21 protein-coding genes are annotated in these 19,699 nt (G+C 46.0%); 18 read left to right on the top strand and 3 right to left on the bottom strand.

The annotated features are described in order from the left end of the window. The first annotated feature begins 49 nt into the window (after positions 1-49). From BLU98_RS13470 to BLU98_RS13455, 4 genes are read left to right on the top strand one after another with little or no spacing between them, the layout of a single operon-like run. Entirely contained in the window at positions 50-595 is a 546-nt protein-coding gene (locus BLU98_RS13470) for a DUF1599 domain-containing protein (RefSeq protein WP_092725443.1), read from the top strand. Between the two features lie 21 nt (positions 596-616). Beyond that, entirely contained in the window at positions 617-1,693 is a 1,077-nt protein-coding gene (locus BLU98_RS13465; RefSeq protein WP_092725441.1) for a BT_3928 family protein, read from the top strand. 59 nt (positions 1,694-1,752) lie between these two features. Continuing rightward, the gene (locus tag BLU98_RS13460) at positions 1,753-2,946 is read left to right on the top strand and encodes an acetyltransferase domain-containing protein (protein WP_092725440.1); all 1,194 of its coding nucleotides are present in this window, start codon (positions 1,753-1,755) and stop codon (positions 2,944-2,946) included. Positions 2,947-2,968: 22 nt separating this feature from the next. After that, positions 2,969-4,015, top strand: coding sequence for an ABC transporter permease (locus tag BLU98_RS13455; RefSeq protein ID WP_092725437.1), 1,047 nt, complete (start codon positions 2,969-2,971; stop codon positions 4,013-4,015). An 82-nt stretch (positions 4,016-4,097) separates the two neighbouring features. Here BLU98_RS13455 and BLU98_RS13450 read toward each other — a convergent pair whose 3' ends face one another. Together BLU98_RS13450 and recF are read right to left on the bottom strand one after the other, a co-directional pair. Further along, positions 4,098-4,379 (bottom strand): DciA family protein, encoded by a 282-nt coding sequence (locus BLU98_RS13450; RefSeq protein WP_092725434.1) that lies wholly within the window; start codon positions 4,377-4,379, stop codon positions 4,098-4,100. A 165-nt stretch (positions 4,380-4,544) separates the two neighbouring features. Then, a complete protein-coding gene (gene recF / locus BLU98_RS13445) occupies positions 4,545-5,630 on the bottom strand; it encodes a DNA replication/repair protein RecF (protein WP_092725432.1) in 1,086 nt (361 codons plus the stop codon). An 81-nt stretch (positions 5,631-5,711) separates the two neighbouring features. Between recF and pyrR the strand changes: the two genes are divergently transcribed. The 3 genes from pyrR to coaD are packed head-to-tail and all read left to right on the top strand — an operon-like array spanning position 5,712 to position 7,676. Then, positions 5,712-6,233, top strand: coding sequence for a bifunctional pyr operon transcriptional regulator/uracil phosphoribosyltransferase PyrR (pyrR, locus tag BLU98_RS13440; protein ID WP_026770026.1), 522 nt, complete (start codon positions 5,712-5,714; stop codon positions 6,231-6,233). Between the two features lie 33 nt (positions 6,234-6,266). Beyond that, positions 6,267-7,193: an aspartate carbamoyltransferase catalytic subunit gene (locus BLU98_RS13435; RefSeq protein WP_026773296.1), complete on the top strand. Its 927-nt coding sequence runs from the start codon at positions 6,267-6,269 to the stop codon at positions 7,191-7,193. 9 nt (positions 7,194-7,202) lie between these two features. After that, complete coding sequence (gene coaD / locus BLU98_RS13430; protein WP_092725579.1) at positions 7,203-7,676, top strand: pantetheine-phosphate adenylyltransferase; 474 nt, start codon at positions 7,203-7,205, stop codon at positions 7,674-7,676. Between the two features lie 111 nt (positions 7,677-7,787). On the opposite strand, the gene BLU98_RS13425 is transcribed toward coaD, so the two are convergent. Further along, positions 7,788-8,216, bottom strand: coding sequence for an Hsp20/alpha crystallin family protein (locus BLU98_RS13425; protein WP_092725431.1), 429 nt, complete (start codon positions 8,214-8,216; stop codon positions 7,788-7,790). A 216-nt stretch (positions 8,217-8,432) separates the two neighbouring features. Here BLU98_RS13425 and BLU98_RS13420 point away from each other — a divergent pair, with 216 nt between their 5' ends. From BLU98_RS13420 to BLU98_RS13370, 11 genes are all read left to right on the top strand, one after another. Further along, positions 8,433-8,849, top strand: coding sequence for a BrxA/BrxB family bacilliredoxin (locus tag BLU98_RS13420; protein ID WP_092725428.1), 417 nt, complete (start codon positions 8,433-8,435; stop codon positions 8,847-8,849). A 113-nt stretch (positions 8,850-8,962) separates the two neighbouring features. After that, positions 8,963-10,117, top strand: a complete 1,155-nt coding sequence (locus BLU98_RS13415; RefSeq protein ID WP_092725425.1) for a prolipoprotein diacylglyceryl transferase — start codon at positions 8,963-8,965, stop codon at positions 10,115-10,117. A gap of 140 nt (positions 10,118-10,257) precedes the next feature. Continuing rightward, positions 10,258-12,720: a TonB-dependent receptor gene (locus BLU98_RS13410; protein ID WP_092725422.1), complete on the top strand. Its 2,463-nt coding sequence runs from the start codon at positions 10,258-10,260 to the stop codon at positions 12,718-12,720. 182 nt (positions 12,721-12,902) lie between these two features. Further along, positions 12,903-13,394 (top strand): YajQ family cyclic di-GMP-binding protein, encoded by a 492-nt coding sequence (locus tag BLU98_RS13405; RefSeq protein WP_092725419.1) that lies wholly within the window; start codon positions 12,903-12,905, stop codon positions 13,392-13,394. A gap of 112 nt (positions 13,395-13,506) precedes the next feature. Continuing rightward, positions 13,507-13,758, top strand: coding sequence for a type B 50S ribosomal protein L31 (locus BLU98_RS13400; protein ID WP_092725416.1), 252 nt, complete (start codon positions 13,507-13,509; stop codon positions 13,756-13,758). Between the two features lie 123 nt (positions 13,759-13,881). Then, on the top strand, positions 13,882-15,432 hold the full coding sequence (locus BLU98_RS13395) for a SulP family inorganic anion transporter (protein WP_092725414.1): 1,551 nt from the start codon (positions 13,882-13,884) through the stop codon (positions 15,430-15,432). A 669-nt stretch (positions 15,433-16,101) separates the two neighbouring features. Beyond that, the gene (locus BLU98_RS13390) at positions 16,102-16,416 is read left to right on the top strand and encodes a type II toxin-antitoxin system HigB family toxin (protein WP_092725412.1); all 315 of its coding nucleotides are present in this window, start codon (positions 16,102-16,104) and stop codon (positions 16,414-16,416) included. A 6-nt stretch (positions 16,417-16,422) separates the two neighbouring features. Next, positions 16,423-16,788 (top strand): helix-turn-helix domain-containing protein, encoded by a 366-nt coding sequence (locus tag BLU98_RS13385; protein WP_092725410.1) that lies wholly within the window; start codon positions 16,423-16,425, stop codon positions 16,786-16,788. A gap of 30 nt (positions 16,789-16,818) precedes the next feature. Next, the gene (bshB1, locus tag BLU98_RS13380; protein WP_092725408.1) at positions 16,819-17,550 is read left to right on the top strand and encodes a bacillithiol biosynthesis deacetylase BshB1; all 732 of its coding nucleotides are present in this window, start codon (positions 16,819-16,821) and stop codon (positions 17,548-17,550) included. 133 nt (positions 17,551-17,683) lie between these two features. After that, positions 17,684-18,559, top strand: a complete 876-nt coding sequence (locus BLU98_RS13375) for a carbon-nitrogen hydrolase (protein ID WP_092725406.1) — start codon at positions 17,684-17,686, stop codon at positions 18,557-18,559. Between the two features lie 14 nt (positions 18,560-18,573). Further along, entirely contained in the window at positions 18,574-19,611 is a 1,038-nt protein-coding gene (locus tag BLU98_RS13370; protein WP_092725404.1) for an agmatine deiminase family protein, read from the top strand. Positions 19,612-19,699 lie beyond the last annotated feature (88 nt).

The raw sequence follows: 19,699 nt of genomic DNA, 5'->3' as shown, positions 1-19,699 counted from the left end.
ATTGCATCCGCATCAAAGATATTCAAAGCCTTTAACCTTTGTTCCGATAATGAACCAGACCGACCAGCAATTCAACCAGGCCATCGCACAGTGCAGGGATATTTTTCTCAAGAAGACAAAAGATTATGGCACAGCCTGGCGTGTATTGCGCACCATTTCCGTGGTTGACCAGATCTTCATCAAAGCGCTGCGCATACGCAACCTGCAGGAATTGGAAACGCAGAAAGTGCAGGATGATATTCCATCTGAATTTATGGGCATCGTGAACTATGCGGTCATTGGGTTGATACAACTGGAACTGAACGATGCCATGGTGGAGGAATTACCCCTGGAGCGGGTAGAAAAACTATATGCGCACGCTGTGGGCATGGCCCGTCAAACCATGCAGGATAAAAACCACGATTATGGCGAAGCCTGGAGAGAAATGAGCCAGGAAAGCTTTGCCGACCTCATTCTCATGAAACTCATGCGCATCAGGCAGATACTGAACAACGAAGGAAAAACACTGATCAGCGAAGGCATCGATGCCAATTATGTAGACATTGTGAACTATGCTGTTTTTGCCCTCATCCTGATAGCTGAAGGGAAGCACTAACCAAAACCATAAAACCAACAGATGAAACGAGTATTGACCATTATCCGCTGGCTGGTGGGACTGCTGTTCATTTTCTCCGGCCTGGTAAAAGCCAACGACCCGCTCGGACTCAGTTACAAAATGCAGGAATTTTTTGAAGTGTGGGGGTGGAATGGTTTTCACGATTATACACTGAGCCTTTCCCTCATCATGAATACATTCGAAATAGGAGCTGGTGTTGCGGTGATCGTAGGATGGCAGCAAAAACTGGTGAACTGGTTATTATTGTTGCTCATTATTTTCTTCAGCTTCCTCACGGGCTATGCATTGCTCTCGGGCAAGATCAAAACCTGCGGATGTTTTGGTGATTGTATTCCGCTTACACCTGCACAATCTTTCGGGAAAGACCTGGTCTTGTTGTTATTGATCCTTGTACTCTTTTTTTCTACTGTTGCCGGTGGCCGCAACAAGGTAGCAGGATTTGCGGTGTTCGTAGCGGTGTTGTTTACTTCGGCTTTGCAATGGTATGTGTTGAAGCATTTGCCATTGGTTGATTGTCTGCCTTATAAAGCAGGGAATAATATTGCGGAACAAATGAAACAACCAGCAGGCGCTGTGCCCGATAGTATGTCCATCGTATTCACTTACCGGAAGAATGGAAAAGAACGCACATTCGACCAGGATCATTTTCCGCCCGATTTCGACTCTACCTACCAGTATGTTGGCAGACAGGATAAAATAGCCAGAAAAGGGAATGGCCTTCAACCGGCGATCCCAGAGTTCGCCATACAAACCATCACTGGCATGGATACCACTTCCGCCTTGTTTGCTTCCTCCGGCAATTACCTGCTGGTAATGACCAAAGACATGAATGGGGTAGATCAATGGAAGGCAGCGCTTGAAACAGTAGCCGGCAAAGCTTTACAGCAAAAAATACCGCTGTTCCTGGTTACAGCGGAACCCGAAAAAGCAACGGTACTCTTCCCACAATATCACATTTTAAAATGCGATGCCATTGTGCTGAAAACAGCGGCGAGGGTAAGACCTACCTTCTTTTTAATGAAAGGAGCTACCATTGTTAAAAAACTGGCTTATAGCGATGTAGGTAAAATTTGGTAACACAACTCCGGCTTTTGGTTAAATTTACAGGCTGTCGCCCCAACTAAAACCCACGGAGTATGACTTCAACATTAACTGCCCAGGTAAAAAATAAACGCGTTGAATCGATCGATCTGCTGAGAGGCTTTGTCATGCTGGTCATGGCCCTGGACCATGTAAGGGATTATTTTCACCAGGGAGCTTATCTCTTCGATCCCACGGACCTTACACACACCACGCCCGCATTATTTTTTACAAGATGGATCACACATTTCTGTGCACCCATCTTTACTTTTCTCGCAGGCACGGCTGCATACCTGAGCAAGAGCCGCAAAACAACCAAAGAACTTTCTTTTTTCCTTTTTACAAGAGGCCTTTGGCTGGTAGTACTGGAAATGCTGGTGGTAACACCGGGATGGACCTTCCATCCTTATGTAATACTGATCTGGCAAGTGATCTGGTCCATCGGCATCAGTATGATCTGCTTGTCGCTACTCATTTATTTTCCCATGCCGTTGATACTGGTTATAGGCTTGCTGTGCATGACAGCCCACAACCTGCTCGACAATGTGCATGTTCCCGGAGAAGGGGGGAATGCATTCTTCTGGGCCTTCCTGCACGAGCAACGCCTGTTCAGTTTTTCGTACATCGATATATTTGTCGGCTATCCGATCATACCCTGGATAGGAACCATGGCCACGGGCTATTGTTTCGGCAGATTGTATGCCAGTGATGTAGACCCCGCACGAAGAAAGAAAGCGCTGATCAGGCTGGGCGTTGGGGTTACCATGCTGTTCATCATCGTACGCACGCTGAACATTTACGGCGATCCCCACGCATGGGCGCCGCAACACAATTCTGTGTTTACCCTGCTTTCATTTTTAAATACCACCAAGTACCCGCCTTCCTTCCTGTACCTGCTCATGACATTGGGACCTGCCTTCCTGTTCCTGGCCTACGCAGAGCGGCCGTTGAACGGATTCTCTAAGAAAGTATTGGTATTCGGAAGGGTGCCGCTGTTCTTTTACATCATCCATATTTACTTCATACACCTGCTGGCCATCGTTGGCGCTCAAATATGCGGATACAAATGGACCGACATGATCATCTCTACATGGGTAACGTTAAGTCCGGGTTTGAAAGGATATGGCTTCAGCCTGGGCATCGTATACCTCATTTGGATAGGCGTATTGGTTGTGATGTATCCCCTGTGTAAATGGTATGATCGGTATAAAAGCAACCACAAAGAAAAGAAATGGCTGAGCTACTTGTAAGCTTTGTTGTTACATTTGGATCATGCTGTTGCTCATTGCCCGTAAAATGTTGTATGGCCTGCTGGTACTCGCCGGTGTGATCGTGGTGGTGTTCTTTTTGTTCCAGGGCTTTGGCGATCCGGCAAGGCTGGTACTCGGACAAACCGGCGATAAAGCCACTATTGAAAACATCCGCAAAGAACTGGCGCTGGACAAACCCAGGTGGCAACAATTCCTGCTTTATTTGAATGATGTGTCGCCAGTGGGCATACACACAGAAGAAGAGATCAGGGCCAAGGGTCTGAAAGGTTTTTTTATCGGGGGAGAAACCAAACTGGGCTTGAAAATACCTTACCTGCGGCGCTCTTACCAGACTAAAAAAAATGTGGGTGAAGTATTGATGGATGCCCTGCCGGGTACGCTGATCCTGGCTGTTGCCGCCATGCTCATGGCAACGATCGTGGGTATCCTGTTGGGCATACTGGCTGCCGTGAAGCAAAATACCTGGATGGATACCGGCTCTGTATTTGCGAGTGTGCTGGGTATTTCGGCGCCTTCTTTTTTCATGGGCATTGTACTGGCTTATGTGTTTGGTTTTGTGCTCAGTCGTTATACGGGTTTGCACATGACGGGTAGCCTGTTCAATATAGATCCGTTTACCGGTAAATCATTACAATTGAAAAACCTGGTATTGCCTGCACTCACTTTAGGTATTCGTCCGTTGGCTATCATCACCCAGTTAACGCGCAGCGCCATGCTCGATGTGCTGGACCAGGATTTTATCAGAACGGCTTATGCAAAAGGATTGAGCAAAAAAAGTGTGATCTTCCGGCATGCTCTGCGCAACGCGCTCAATCCCGTGATCACTGCCGTTACCGGCTGGTTTGCCGAATTGCTGGCCGGCGCTTTTTTTGTGGAATATATTTTCGGATGGAAGGGGATCGGTAAGGTAACAGTGGATGCACTGGAGAAACTCGATTTTCCCGTGGTTATGGGAAGCGTGTTGGTAACGGCCAGTTTTTTTATACTGGTAAACCTGATGGCCGATATACTCTATGGTATAATAGACCCGCGTGTCTCGTCATCCTGAGCGAGCGAAGCGAGTCGAAGGAGCCCCTCGAATATTCAGGCAGATCCCTCGGCTGCGCTCGGGATGACGATCGACGGGTTACTCACTGTACTATCACTTCCGTAATCACTTTCTCCCCAAACGCTTCATTCACTCTTTGTATGATCTGCTCTTTCTGGTAGATTAACTCATTTTTCAGCGGACCAACAGCGGTATGGATGAATAGTTTGTGGTTGATGATCTGTATTTTGTCGGTGTATTTGGCAATGGTTTTACCCATCAGATTCTCCCATATCTCTTCTATCTGCACAGCACGTATACCGTTGCGCAGTGGACTCTTCTTCAAAAATCCTTTCAGTGCATCGCCGATGTGAAATTCACCCATGGTATAAAGGTAGCAATTAATTCTGAACGTCATCCTGAGCGAGCGAAGCGAGTCGAAGGAGCTGTCCGAATATTCAAGCAGATCCCTGGGCTGCCCCTTCGACTCGCTTCGCTCGCTCAGGGTGACGTTGCTCGGGATGACGATTAAAAATACTTGGGATGACGGTTAAACTAGTTGAATGATTTGATAAGGCGTCCTTGTTTTATTCAAGTGCTCTTTCAATCTTTCCTCGTGTGTATCTGAAATGAACACCTGCCCGTCGTTCTCAGCACAAACCCAATGCAGCAACTGCTGCATGCGCTGGGCGTCGAGCTTTTCAAATACATCATCGAGCAAAAGAATGGGCGTGAAGCCTTTTTTTTCTTTCAGTACCTGCCATTCGGCCAGCTTGAGTGCGAAGAGCAGGCTCTTTCTTTGCCCTTGTGATGCTTCGGTCTTGAAAGCCGCATGATCCATCAGGAATACCAACTCGTCGCGGTGAATGCCTACCGTGGTTCTTTGTAAAGCAAGGTCTTTGTGATAAGCCGTTTTGAGCAGGCTTTTCATATCGGCATGCAGTAACTGGCTTTCGTAGCGTATCTGCAAGCCATCGGCTTTGCCGGCAATACGTGTATAGACCGCTTGAATGGCTGGAAAAAATGTTTCCAGGAAAGTTTTTCTTTCTTCAAAAATGAATTGCGCCCTCGAAATCAATTGTTCATCCAGTACCTGCATCAATGCCGTATCGGTACTGCCTGTTTCGGACATTTGTTTGAGCAGGCTATTCCTTTGCTGGATGATCTTGTTGTAATCGATCAGTTGCTGCATATAAGGCTGACTCAATTGCGAGAGCAGCGTGTCGGTAAATTTTCTTCTTTCTTCACTTCCACCGGTGATCAGCACAAGATCATCGGGAGCGATCATCACACAGGGAAAACGGCTGATGTGGTCGGATACTTTTTTATACGCTTCGTTGTCGAGAATGATCTCTTTGCGGTTGGTTTCCCGGAGAATGCAGGCGAGCCGGTGGTCTTTTTCGTTCAGTTGATAGTCGCCATCTATGCGCATGCCGATGCTGCCATGGTGTACGTTCTGCGAATCGGGCCGGGAAAAATAACTCCTGGAAAAACTGAGGTAATAGATGGCATCGAGCAGGTTGGTCTTGCCCGATCCGTTGAGACCGGAAATGCCCACCACACGTTCGTTGAAATCGAACTGCGCTTGCGGATAATTGCGAAACTGTAACAGGGTTATGGATCGGAGCCTCAACATCGGGGGCAAATTAAAGCACTGCGGGCCGAATTATTCGCATGTTCTCGGGGAAAGCATTTATTTTTATTCTAAAATTCAGGTTTGAAGACGATCTTATCCGAACAACAACTGGCACTGACCGTTAAAAGGCTGGCCCACCAGATACTGGAAAATAACTTGCAACTGTCGAATACCGTCATCATCGGACTGCAGCCCCGCGGCGTGTTCCTGAGCAACCGCATCGTAGCCGAACTGAAAAAGATCGTTGGGGAGGCCGCCATCCATTACGGGAAACTGGACATCACTTTTTATCGCGATGATGTGCGGAAAAGCCTGCACATTGCCAATGCCACCGATATTCCTTTCAGCATCGAAAACAAACACGTGGTGCTGATCGATGATGTGCTGTACACCGGCCGCACCATCCGCGCAGCGCTGGATGCCCTGCTCGATTTCGGCCGTCCATCCAAAGTATCGCTCTGTGTGCTGATAGATCGCCGCTTCAACCGGGAATTACCCATACAACCCGATTACACCGGCAAGACCATCGACACCATCGTATCTGAAAAAGTGAAAGTGTGCTGGAAAGAAAGAGACGAACGGGAAGAAGTAGTGTTGTTATAGGATTTCCTCAAAACGCTTTATCTTTGCCCTTTAATGAAACTATCTACCAAACACCTACTTGGTATCAAAGACCTGAATAAGGAAGATATTCAGTTGATTCTCTCCACCGCCCAGCAGTTCAAAGAAGTTTTACAAAGACCTGTAAAGAAAGTTCCCTCACTCAGGGATGTGACGATTGTGAATCTCTTTTACGAAAATTCCACCCGCACGCGCATGTCTTTTGAGTTGGCGGAAAGACGCCTCTCGGCCGATGTGCTCAATTTTACGGCCAGCAGTTCTTCTGCAGCGAAAGGAGAGACCTTGCTCGACACAGTGAACAATATCCTGAGCATGAAGGTAGATATGGTGGTGATGCGGCACAGCGCTTCCGGTGCGCCGCATTTTCTGGCGCAACATATTCCCGCTGCGATTGTGAATGCAGGAGACGGTATCAATGAACATCCCACGCAAGCGCTGCTCGATGCCTTTTCGATGCAGGAAAGATTGGGTAAACTGGAGGGACTTAAAGTGGCCATCATCGGCGATATCATGCACAGCCGCGTGGCTTTGAGTAATATGTACCTGCTGAAGAAAATGGGAGCCGAGATCATGGTAGCGGGGCCGCCTACACTGATACCCAAATACATTACCGAAGCCCTGGATGTGCGGGTGGAGTATAATGTGCAACGAGCCCTGGAATGGTGCGATGTGGCGAATGTGCTGCGCATACAACTCGAAAGACAGAACCAACCCCTGTTCTCATCGCTCAGGGAATACAACCTGGCCTATGGTATCAAAAGAAAATTACTCGACGGCCTGAAAAAAGAGATCGTGATCATGCACCCGGGCCCCATCAACAGGGGTGTGGAGCTGGACAGCGATGTGGCCGACGGACCACATTCGATTGTGCTGAACCAGGTGGAGAATGGGGTAGCAGTGCGTATGGCGGTACTCTATCTGCTGGCCGGCAGGGAAAATTAAACCATGCTTATGAAAAGAATCTGCCTGTTTCCCGGAACCTTCGATCCTGTTACATTAGGACATATCGATATCATCAACCGTGCGTTGCCGCTCTTCGATAAAATTTATATCGGTATTGGTATCAATGCGGCTAAAACGCCCATGTTCAGTCCCGAACAACGCCAGGAATGGTTCAAAGAAATTTACAACGGAGACTCTCGCGTGGAAAGTGTGATCTATGAAGGGCTCACGATAAATTATTGCAAATCGATCGGAGCGGGGTTCATACTCAGGGGTATCCGTTACGTGAGTGATTTTGAATACGAAAAAACCATTGCCGACGCCAACCGTACGCTCGACAAAAACATCGAAACAATTTTCCTTACCGGTGAGCCTAAGTACACATCAGTAGCTTCCACCATTGTGCGCGATATCCTGCGCAATGGCGGCGACGCTTCTCCTTTCCTTCCCGACGTTGTGATCCGATCGATACATCATCGATAATAGCATCAGCAGTAAAAATAAACCCCGCGTGGATACGCGGGGTGTTAACCAAAACCAACTGCTTATGAAACAAAATCTGTTGGCTCTGTGCCAATGATTTTTGTAATAGGATTATGAAATAGTAATTTGCTTGGGAGCTGTTTTCACTTCCTCTTTTTTAGGAAGCAACAGTTTCAACACGCCGTTCTCATATTTGGCCTGGATAGCATTGGCATCGATGTTTTCATCGAGGTTGAAGCTGCGTTTAAAGCCCTGGTAGCTGAATTCTTTGCGGATGGTTTTATACTCCTTGTTCTCAGTTTCGGTTTTCTTTTCGTAACTGATAGTGAGCAAACCATTTTCCACATCGATCTTAAAATCTTCTTTGTTGCGGCCCGGCGCATTCAGTTCTACATGATAGGCATCGGCAGTTTCATGGATATTCACTTTGGGGTTACCGAAAGCGGCTTGTATATCCTTTCCCCAGTTAACGGGGTAATTGCCAAAGAACTCATCGAATAAGTTGCTGAAATGGGCGGGGCGATGTTTTACAAGTGTCATGGTATTCAATTTTTGAGTTTTCAATTGTTTCTATAACCCGTTCAAACCCTGTACCACCCGATTTTTACGAGCAAAACATGCCAGTAAGGAGGGAATTGCCCATTTTTAAACGACAAAATGTCTATTATTGGAGTTATCAAGCGTCACTTTGTCGTTTTTAATGCTTCTTTAGTGTTCCAACTTTATCGTATCTTTGCATTCTAATAATGAAATGACATGTACCCAGCAGAAATAGTGTTACCCATGAAGGCCGAACTGACCGATCATGGTTTTGATGAGCTGGTATCGGCCCGGGAAGTGGACGATACCCTGAAGCAGAGTGGCACCACCCTGGTGGTGATCAATTCGGTTTGTGGTTGTGCAGCAGGCGCTTGCAGGCCCGGTGTGCTGATGGCTATTCAGAATGCCGGAAAGCGTCCGGACAGGCTGACCACCAGCTTTGCAGGTTTTGATGTAGAGGCTGTGAACCAGGTTCGCCAGCATTTACTGCCTTATCCGCCCTCTTCACCCGCTATTGCCCTGTTCAAAGACGGGCAGTTGGTGAGCATGGTGGAACGGCACCAGATCGAGGGTCGCCCGGCGCAAATGATCGCCCAGCACCTGATCGCTGTTTTTGATGAGTATTGTAACTGATTTTACCTTAGTTTTGTTTAGAGATGGGTTAGTAAGTATGGGCTCCGCTTCTGCGGAGCCTTACTTTTTTACAGCAATTTCACTGCTAAATATTTAACCATTATCTTGCTGCCATGTATCCCAATCTCTACTACGCATTCAAAGATATTTTCGGAATCGACATAGCTGGACTGAAGCTGGTAAACACCTTCGGTTTTTTTGTGGCCCTGTCTTTCATCGCTTCGGCCTGGATCCTTACCATGGAATTCCGCAGGAAAGAAAACCTGGGTCAGTTTGTGTATACAGAAGAGACCATCACCATTGGTGCACCTGCAAGCTTGCAGGAGTTGCTGGCGAATTTTATACTGGGATTTGTGTTTGGCTTTAAGATCATCGGCGCTTTTGTAACCAGCAATGCGTTGAACGATCCGCAATCATTCATTCTTTCCACGCAAGGGAGCTGGCCGCTGGGAATATTGCTGGGACTGGTTTTCGCAGGATTGAAGTGGTGGGAGAAAAAACGCCATCAACTCGCGAAACCCGAAAACAGAGTGGTAAGAATATGGCCGCACGACAGGGTAGGAGACCTGGTGATCTATGCTGCGGCATTTGGTTTTGTAGGCGCCAAGATCTTCCATAACCTTGAAAACTGGAACGACTTTGTAAAAGATCCTGTTGGCGCACTGATATCTTTCAGCGGACTTACTTTTTACGGCGGACTGATCTGCGCCGGCATCGCCTTTATTGTGTATGCAAGAAAACATAAGATCGGTATTGCACACCTCTGCGATACGATGGCGCCTGTGATGATGTTCGCTTATGCGGCCGGAAGAATTGGTTGCCATATGAGCGGCGATGGCGATTGGGGCATTGTGAATACCCATCCCAAACCTTTTAGTTGGATGCCCGGCTGGTTGTGGGCTTACAATTATCCTCACAACGTGGTAGGTGAGGGCGTACCCATCCCGGGATGCAGCGGCCCCTATTGCAGCCAACTGGTACCGCCGGTATTTCCCACACCTTTATACGAAATCATCGTTTGTTTTATCCTCTTCCTCATATTGTGGTCGGTACGCAAAAAGATCAAAGTACCCGGCCAACTCTTCGGGCTATACCTGGTGATGAACGGTGTGGAGCGATTTTTCATTGAACTGATCCGCGTGAATACCCGTTATGAGACCCTTCCCTTTAAACCTACCCAGGCAGAGCTGATCGCCAGTTTGCTGGTCATTGCCGGCATCGTTGTGATGGCAAAGTCCAAAAAATGGACCGCAGCTACCGCTAAGTAATCCCTGAACCCCCGGTTTTCCGTTCATCCATTCCAGGAACCGCCCATGTTAAAACTATGTACTTGGTTTTGCATAGTACATAGTTTTGTTCTGTAATTAGTAACAACTGGAACTAAGTCAATCACTATAAAACTAATTGTATGAACAAATTTCTATCTATGTTGCTGGCGACGGCACTGGTTGCCTCCAGCCTCGCAGCTCAGGCGCCAGACCCGGCGGGTTCGGTGAGCGGGAGACTGTCTTCCGCTCAAAAAACGGTGGAAGCGGCATCCATTGGCCTGCTGCGCATAAAAGATTCTGCCGTAGTGAAAAGATCCGTGACCGATAAGAACGGCGACTTCTCTATGGAAAAGATCCCGGCGGGTAAATACCTGGTAGCGGTACAGGCAGCAGGTTATGCAAAATATTACAGCGATGCTTTTGAATTGTCTGCCAACCACCAGGCTCATCACCTGAACATCACTGCACTTAAACCGGTAGCCAATGAATTGGCGAGTGTATCGGTTACTTCCAAAAAACCTTTTATCGAACAGCGACTGGATAAGACGGTGATCAATGTAGATGCTTCTCCATCCAATGCAGGTACAACCGTGATGGATATACTGGAAAAATCGCCGGGTATCAGTGTTGATAAAGATGGCAATATCAGCCTGAAGGGCAAGCAGGGTGTGATGATCCTGATAGATGGAAGACCTACTTATTTAAGCGGACAGGACCTGGCCAATATGCTCCGCAATATGTCGAGCAGTCACCTCGACCAGATAGAGCTCATGACCAACCCGCCGGCCAAATTTGATGCATCGGGTAATGCCGGTGTTATCAACATCAAAACAAAAAAGAACAAAGCGCAGGGCTTCAATGGAAGTTTAACAACAGGATATGGTCAGGGTGTATATCCTAAAGCCAATAACAGCCTCAATTTAAATTACCGTACTGGCAAGTTCAATCTTTTCGGTAATGCCAGTCATTATTATTCGCAAAATTTCAATGAAATCAACCTCACCCGTATTTTCAGGAATAAATCTTCCGACACTATCTCATCTATTTTTGATCAGCGTACCTTGAGTAACCGTGAGTACCGTGGTTATAATTTCAAAACCGGGTTCGATTATTTCGCTTCCCAAAAAACAACATTGGGACTGGTTGTAACAGGTTTTGGTAATAATGGCACTGAGTACATGAGGAACAATACGCTGATCAAAGACAATAGTGGTGTACTGAATACACGCACACAATCTGCTAATGATGGCAGGAATGAATTTAAAAATGTTGGTTTCAATTTCAACCTGCGCCATGTATTCGATACAACCGGAACGGAACTGACCAGTGATGTGGATTATATCCATTATGCATCGAACAATTCGCAGTTGCTCAACAGCCTGTTTTATGATAATGCTGGCAATAAAAAAGGACCCGATGAAACCATGAGGGGACTTGTGCCTTCCGATATCGATATATACAGCGCCAAAGTAGATTTTTCCAAGACCCTGCGCGGCGATATCAAATTTGAAGCGGGTATTAAAAGCAGTTATGTAACAACAGACAACAATGCACAGTACAGCAATTTGCAAAACGGGCAATATGTAATCGATTCGGGCAGGACCAATCATTTTTTATACAAAGAAAATGTCAATGCGGCTTATGTCAATTTTGGGAAGCAGTTCAATAAAAAATGGAGCGGACAATTCGGATTGCGTACAGAGAATACAGTCATGAAAGGTAATCAACTTACAACGGGGCAAACCTTCAACCGTCATTACACGCAGTTATTCCCCACAGTGTATATTGGATATACCCTGAACGACAAGAACCAGTTCTCTTTGAATTATGGACGCCGTATCAACCGGCCCAATTACCAGGACCTGAACCCGTTCTTTTATTTTCTTGATAAGTACACTTACCAGGTGGGTAATCCTTACCTGAACCCGCAGTTCAGTCACAATATAGAACTCAGCCACATATATGGCGGCATGCTTACCACTACCATCAATTATAGTTATACTACCGATATTATCCAGGATGTTTTGGAGCAGATAGACAGTACCACTACTACCTATGTGAAGAAGAGCAATATCGCCAGCCGCTGGAACCTGGGCGCATCGATGAGTTTGGGTATGCCGCTGGCTAAATGGTGGCGTACCAATGTTTATCTCCTGTATTATTACAATCAATACAAGGGCACGGTGAACGGAGGCCCCATTTCAATCGGCGGAAATAATTTCATGGCCAACATGAACAACCAATTCACTTTTAAAAAAGGATGGGGTGCAGAGCTCAGTGGTTTTTATCGCGGAAACAGTTTGGAAGGTGTATTGGTTATTCAACCGATGGGTAGTATGAACATTGGGTTGAGCAAGCAAATACTGAATAGTAAAGGAACAATTAAGATGAACCTGAGTGATGTGTTTTATACACAACAATTCAATGGTTATAGTAAGTACCAGAATGTAGACGTAACCATTCACCAGGTACGCGACAGCCGTGTATTCAATGTCAGTTTCTCGTACAGGTTTGGTAAAGGAAAACCTGTGCAACAACAACGCAGAAGAGGTAGTGCAACCGATGAACAAAACAGGGTACAACAAGGAGGTAATGGCTCTTAATTAAGAGGAATGATCCATTTGAATAGGCGTATGTCCGTTCATCATCTTTTAGCAATTTTATCTGGTTGATTCCATCCACATTCGCAACATTAAATTTGTTTTTTCTCATGTGCATTATATAGACGGCGGCCCCGATTTCCATCGGGGCCTTTTTTATGGCTATATTTGTTAAAATTTTGTTTATGCCGTCATTTGATATTGCCAGCAAAGTAGACCTGCAAACACTCGATAATGCCATCAATACAGTTAAGAAAGAAATAAGCGGCCGTTTCGATTTCCGCGATTCGCCGGTGGTGGTGGAACTGAACAAAAAAGATTTTGTGGTATCCCTGGAAGTCGAAAGTGATATGAAGATGAAACAGCTCATCGATGTGCTCATCAGTCGCGCTATGAAGCAGGGTATTGATGCCAGTGCTTTCGATTTTGATAAAGACGCTTATCCCAGCGGGAAAGTGGTGAAGAAGGAGGTACCCGTGCGGAATGGCCTGAAGCAGGACGACGCCAAAAAGATCGTCAAAATGATCAAAGACAGCGGCCTGAAGGTGCAGGCGGCCATTATGGACGATATTATCCGGGTTACCGCCAAGAAAATCGATGATCTTCAAGATGTTATAGCCAAATGCAAGGCCGGCAATTTCGGCATCCCGCTACAGTTCATAAACATGAAAAGCTGATGCACCCAATCATTGGCAAATTTTCAAATTGGCCAATTGCCTAATTGTACTTACCTTTGCCAGCTCTTAAATAATCGTACGGCCAAATCCGTACCACCTTAAAATAGAAACCATGAAACAAGGTATCCATCCTGAAAGTTATCGTTTTGTTGTCTTCAAGGACATGAGTAACGGTTATGCATTCCTGAGCCGCTCTACTGCTGCTACCAGAGAAACCATCCAATGGGAAGATGGCAAAGAATATCCCCTGGTAAAACTGGAGATTTCCAACATGTCACATCCTTTCTATACTGGTAAGAATGTGCTGGTAGATACTGCAGGTCGTATCGACAAGTTCAAGAAGCGTTACGAGAAAAAGAAATAAACTTATCACTAGTTCTGATAATGAAATCCCGCTCTGCAGAGCGGGATTTTTTGTTAAAAACCTTATCTTGTAACGGCAAAATTGTTTACCACAAGGGTCTACATTGTTTTGAGGGTATAAAATATGAGACGGAAAATCAGGTATTACAGGTTAGTATGGCTTAAGTATGATCTGCCGGCCGGTTTATCCGTCTTCCTCGTAGCATTGCCACTTTGCCTGGGCATTGCACTGGCTTCAGGCGCCCCGCTTTATGCAGGGCTTTTATCAGGTATCATAGGCGGACTGGTAGTTGCACTAGTAAGTGGTTCACAACTGGCGGTATCAGGGCCCGCGGCGGGTCTCACCACCCTGGTGGCGGCCTCTATTATTTCGCTGGGTAACTATAAAATCTTTCTGCTGACGGTTATCATAGCAGGTCTTTTCCAGGTGCTGCTCGGGGTTTTGAAATTAGGAACCATTGCCAGTTATTTTCCATCGGCTGTCATCAAGGGAATGTTGGCAGCCATTGGCATCATCCTCATTTCCAAACAAGTGCCCATTGCATTGGGTTATGACCAGCCCGACTTCTGGACCAGCGGGTTCCTCGGACTATTCTCTTCCAAAAAACTGGCTGCCAGCTTCCGGAATTTCGGACATCATACTACAGCCGGCGTGGTGCTCCTTTCGTTTATTTCCCTGGCTTTGTTGATCGTATTGCAACAACCTTTTGCCAAAAAGATAAAGATTGTGCCAACCCCCTTACTGATTGTTGTGGTGGGTATCCTCGCCAGCATCCTGTTCAGCAAAATCGGTTCGCACCTGGCATTCAAGCCATCTCAACTGGTGAATATTCCTGCCAATATTTTTTCAAACATCTCTTTTCCCGATCTGTCGCAGGTTTTAACAAGTACGGAAATATGGAAAGATGGCATTACCATCGGACTACTCGCCACACTGGAAACACTGCTTTGCATAGAAGCCATTGACAAATTAGATATCCGCAACAGGATCACACCTCCTAACCGTGAGCTTATTGCACAGGGAATAGGTAATATAACCTGTGGTTTCCTGGGGGCCATTCCCATTACAGCAGTGGTGGTAAGAGGTTCTGCCAATGTAGATGCCGGCGCCAGAACAAAGTTATCTGCTTTCACACATGGACTTTTTTTATTGCTCTCCGTTTTACTGGTTCCCTTTGTGTTGAATGCCATTCCCTATGCCTCGCTTTCCGCCATCCTGCTGATAACAGGCTACAACCTCACCAAACCCAAACTGTACAGGAACGTGTGGAGCCTGGGTTGGAAACAGTTCCTGCCATTCATCATTACCATAGTGGTGATCCTCGCAACAGACTTGTTAATAGGTGTAAGCATTGGCCTGCTGGTTTCCACATACTTCATTATCCGTAACAACTTCAAAGCAGAATACCGGGTCATGCATTCCCAAACAAGTGGAACAGGCAGCTACCTGATTAAACTGAACTCCAACGTAAGCTTCCTCAATAAAGTGAATTTACAAAGGTCGTTGGACCAGATTCCGGAAGATACATTGCTGACCATCGACGGCAGCGAGTGTAATTTTATTGATTATGATATCCTGGAGATCATCAGTGAATACGCCAACAAAGCAGCAGACCGCAATATTTCGCTGACATTGAAAGGGATTGCCAAAGTGGATGTAACCGCTGTTCATTAACGACCTGTCTGAGGTAGTTAATGAATAACGTAGAATAGCCAGAACACCATTTGTGAAAGTTCCAAACACGGTTAGCGCCAAGTTTACACGACGTAAGTGCAAATATTTTGCTGACTGAGTGGCGAATTTTTACTAACTCAGCGGTGAATTTTCACTCATTAAGCGGCATATTCCCACTGAACAAACGACATATTTCCATCGAACAAGCGGTAATCTTTCACCAATTAGGTGGAGGCGTGTTGCCTGTTGTGCGGAGAATCTTCACTTACCATGCGAAGCTTGTTCATTGAACAGGCCAGGGGCTGCTGCTTACTATGCCGCCTGTTTCCATTAGCAATGAGCCGTATAGATGCGTACCAATTGGCACTTCCTCACCCGGTGTGCAGCGAATATCTGTTCAACAGGTGATGGTCCTTCACTTGCTAAGCGGCAGATCCCCACTTAAGTTCCAGCATATTTCTATTTGCTATGCGAAACTAAAATCACCTGCCACGCGGCGAATCTCTGCTTGCCGTACGACACATTTCTACCTGTTATGTTGTAAACTTCCACTTAACATGCAGCAGATTGCTGCCGACGGACTTATTGCGTTTCAGCCGCCTTTTCGGGCTATTTTATATACTTTTATTTCATTTTTCTAAATTATTTCATTTTCTTAAATTTGCATAAATGGTCATCATTTCCAAAACTACTATTGAACGCTATGCGAAAAAGTACCCAACAGCGGCCGACCCATTGAATACGTGGTATGATATAACGAAACGAGTGGACTGGAAAAACTTTGCCGACGTAAAAAAGTACTTCAATAGTGTAGATGCAGTGGGAAATGACAGGTACTGTTTTAATATTAAGGGGAATGACTTCAGGTTAATAACGTTGATAATATTCAAAGCCCGCACTGTTTTTATTCTTTGGTTCGGTACGCATAAAGAGTATGACAGGGTTAATAAAACTATTGGAGCGGGAAATATTACGTATAAATAAAGGGTTATGAAAATTACGAACAACAAAGAATACAAGAAGGCCTTACATGAAGTGTATGCCCTTATGAATAAGGGTGAAAAAAATATTACAACCAGGGACGCCACTAAGATTGAAGAACTGTCAAAAGCTATTGAATATTACGAAGATCACGTTTTAGAAATTATGCCTTTGCCTGTAACCGTTAATTCCATTGTTCAGAAGAAGATAGATGAAATGAATATTACGCAAGCCAAGCTTGCGGAAATGCTGAATATGGGAACGGCAAAACTTTCCCAAATACTCAATGGCAAACGAAAGCCTGATATTCCTTTCCTGAAAGCGGTACACGAGAAATTGGGAGTGGATGGAAATTTTATTTTGGAAAATGTATAAATATCTTTGCGGCCTACAATCATACTATCAATGAAATTAGATATACTGGCTTTTGGTGTTCACCCCGATGATATAGAATTGGGCTGCTCCGGCACCCTCATGGCAGCTATTGCAGAAGGCAAAAAAGTGGGGGCCATTGACCTCACCAGGGGAGAACTGGGTACCCGCGGCACTGCCGACACCCGTAAAACCGAGGCAGCAGCGGCTGCAAAGGTCATGGGCCTGCACATCCGGGAGAACCTGGGCATGGCCGACGGCTTTTTCCTGAACGACGAAGCCCACCTGCGCAAAGTGATTGCCGCCATCCGTCAATACCAACCAGAGATCGTACTGGCCAACGCACCCGAAGACCGCCATCCCGATCACGGTCGCAGCGCCAAATTGGTGGCTGATGCCGCATTCCTGGCCGGACTGCGTAAGATAGAAACAACAGACAGCAAGGGCCAGCCACAGGAAGCCTGGCGCCCCAAATATGTGTTCCATTATATCCAGGACCGCTTCATACAGCCTTCTTTTGTGATAGATATTTCGGCCTTCATGGAGAAAAAGATAGAAGCGGTGCTGGCCTATACCACACAGTTCAACAGTCCGGGTACCGATGAACCCCAAACCTATATCTCCACTCCGCAATTCATGGAAACAGTAAAAGCGCGCGCCATGATGCTGGGTAAAAGAATAGGCGTTGCTTATGCAGAAGGATATATTTCTGAGAAAGTATTAGGATTGAGGAGTTTCGATTCGATTATTCAACAAACAACCTGAATATAATTAGCCAATTCGGCAATTCGGCAATTTGATAATGTATATATTACTCAAACAAGTTGTAGAATTGGTTAATTATCTCATTGTCGAATTGCCGAATTGTCAAATTGTCAAATTGACTAATTGAAAGAATATGTCAAAAGTAAAAATAGGCCTGGTGCAAACCAGTTGTACCGCCAACAAAGCGGAGAACCTTGCCAAAGCCATTGTAAAGATCAGGGAAGCGGCGGCCAAAGGCGCACAGATCGTTTGTTTGCAGGAATTGTTCACTTCGCTGTATTTCTGCGATGTGGAAGATTATGAGAACTTCCAGTTGGCCGAACCCATACCCGGCGATTCTACCAATGCATTGAGCAAAGTAGCTGCCGAGCTGAACGTGGTGATCATTGCTTCGCTTTTTGAAAAGAGGGCGCAGGGACTTTACCACAATACAACAGCCGTGCTTGACGCCGATGGCACGTACTTAGGTAAGTATCGTAAAATGCATATCCCCGATGACCCGGCTTACTATGAAAAATTCTATTTCACGCCCGGCGATCTCGGCTATAAAATATTCAAAACAAAATATGCCACACTGGGTGTGTTGATCTGCTGGGATCAATGGTATCCCGAAGCTGCGCGCATCACTTCGCTCATGGGTGCGGAAATATTATTTTATCCCACAGCCATTGGCTGGGCTACTTCGCAGGATGAAGCCACCAATACAGAACAATACAATGCCTGGCAAACCATCCAGCGCAGCCATGCAGTGGCCAATGGTGTACACGTAGTGAGCGTAAACAGGGTAGGACTCGAGCAAAACGGCGCCATGAAATTCTGGGGCGGTTCTTTTGTGAGCAATCCCTTCGGCAGCTTATTGTACAAAGCATCGCATGATGCAGAAGAAGTGGCCGTTGTTGAGATCGATACCACTGCCACCGATCGTTACAGAACACACTGGCCCTTCATGCGCGACAGGCGTATCGATTCTTACCAGCCCGTTACCAAAAGATACATCGACGAAGACTGATTAAACTGCATCATTTGAAATCACCGAAAGAAGCCGGTTATTATTTCCCGGCAGAATTTGAACCGCACGAAGCCACCTGGCTCAGCTGGCCGCACAAAGAAGCCAGTTGGCCCGGTAAGATCCATACCATCTATCCGAACTATTCATTGTTTGTGAAATACCTCGCATTGAGCGAGAAAGTGCGTATCAATGTAACAGATGAAGCCATGAAGGCTTTTGCTGTTGAACAGTTGCAAAAAGCGGGTGTTGATATGCGGCAGGTTGAATTTTTCCTGCACCCCACCAATGATGCCTGGTGCAGGGATCATGGCCCTGCTTTCCTCGTCAACCCTCATGCCGCACAAAGAAAAGTAATCGTTGACTGGAACTACAATGCCTGGGGCAACAAATACCCTCCTTATGAGCTGGACGATGTGATACCCACATTAATTGGCAAACATTTCAACATCCCGGTATATCATCCTGGTATTGTAATGGAAGGCGGGTCAGTAGAATTCAATGGTAAAGGAACGATACTCACTTCTACTTGTTGCCTGCTCAATCCCAACCGTAACCCGCATCTCAACCAGGCGCAGGTAGAAAAATACCTCTGCGATTATTATGGTATGGAACAGGTATTATGGGTAGATGAAGGGATCGTAGGCGATGATACCGACGGACATATCGATGATACCATCCGTTTTGTGAACGAAGACACGGTACTAACCGTAGTGGAAACCGATAAGCAGGATGAAAACTACGAATTGCTGCAAACCAACCTCAAACAGTTAAAACAAATGCGCTTACTCAGCGGTAAGCAACTCAACATCATAGAATTGCCCATGCCCGATGCGGTGATCTATGAAGACCAGCGTTTACCTGCATCGTATGCCAATTTTTATATCAGCAACAAACACGTGATCGTTCCTACTTACCAGTGCAGGAAAGACGACGAGGCGTTGTCCATCATTGCAGCAACTTTTCCAAGCAGGGAAGTAGTAGGTATTGATTCCACAGACATCATTTGGGGATTGGGGAGTTTTCACTGTCTCAGCCAGCAGGAACCGAAATAATTCGACAATTTGGTAATTCGGCAATTCGACAATGGGGAATTAATAATTTAACATCCCTCAATCATTATTTAATTGTCGAATTAGCAAA

It is taken from the genome of Hydrobacter penzbergensis (assembly GCF_900106985.1).
Taxonomy (GTDB): Bacteria; Bacteroidota; Bacteroidia; order Chitinophagales; family Chitinophagaceae; genus Sediminibacterium; species Sediminibacterium magnilacihabitans.
Note: the sequence above shows the minus strand (reverse complement) of the source record. Positions and strands in the feature narration are given on the sequence as shown.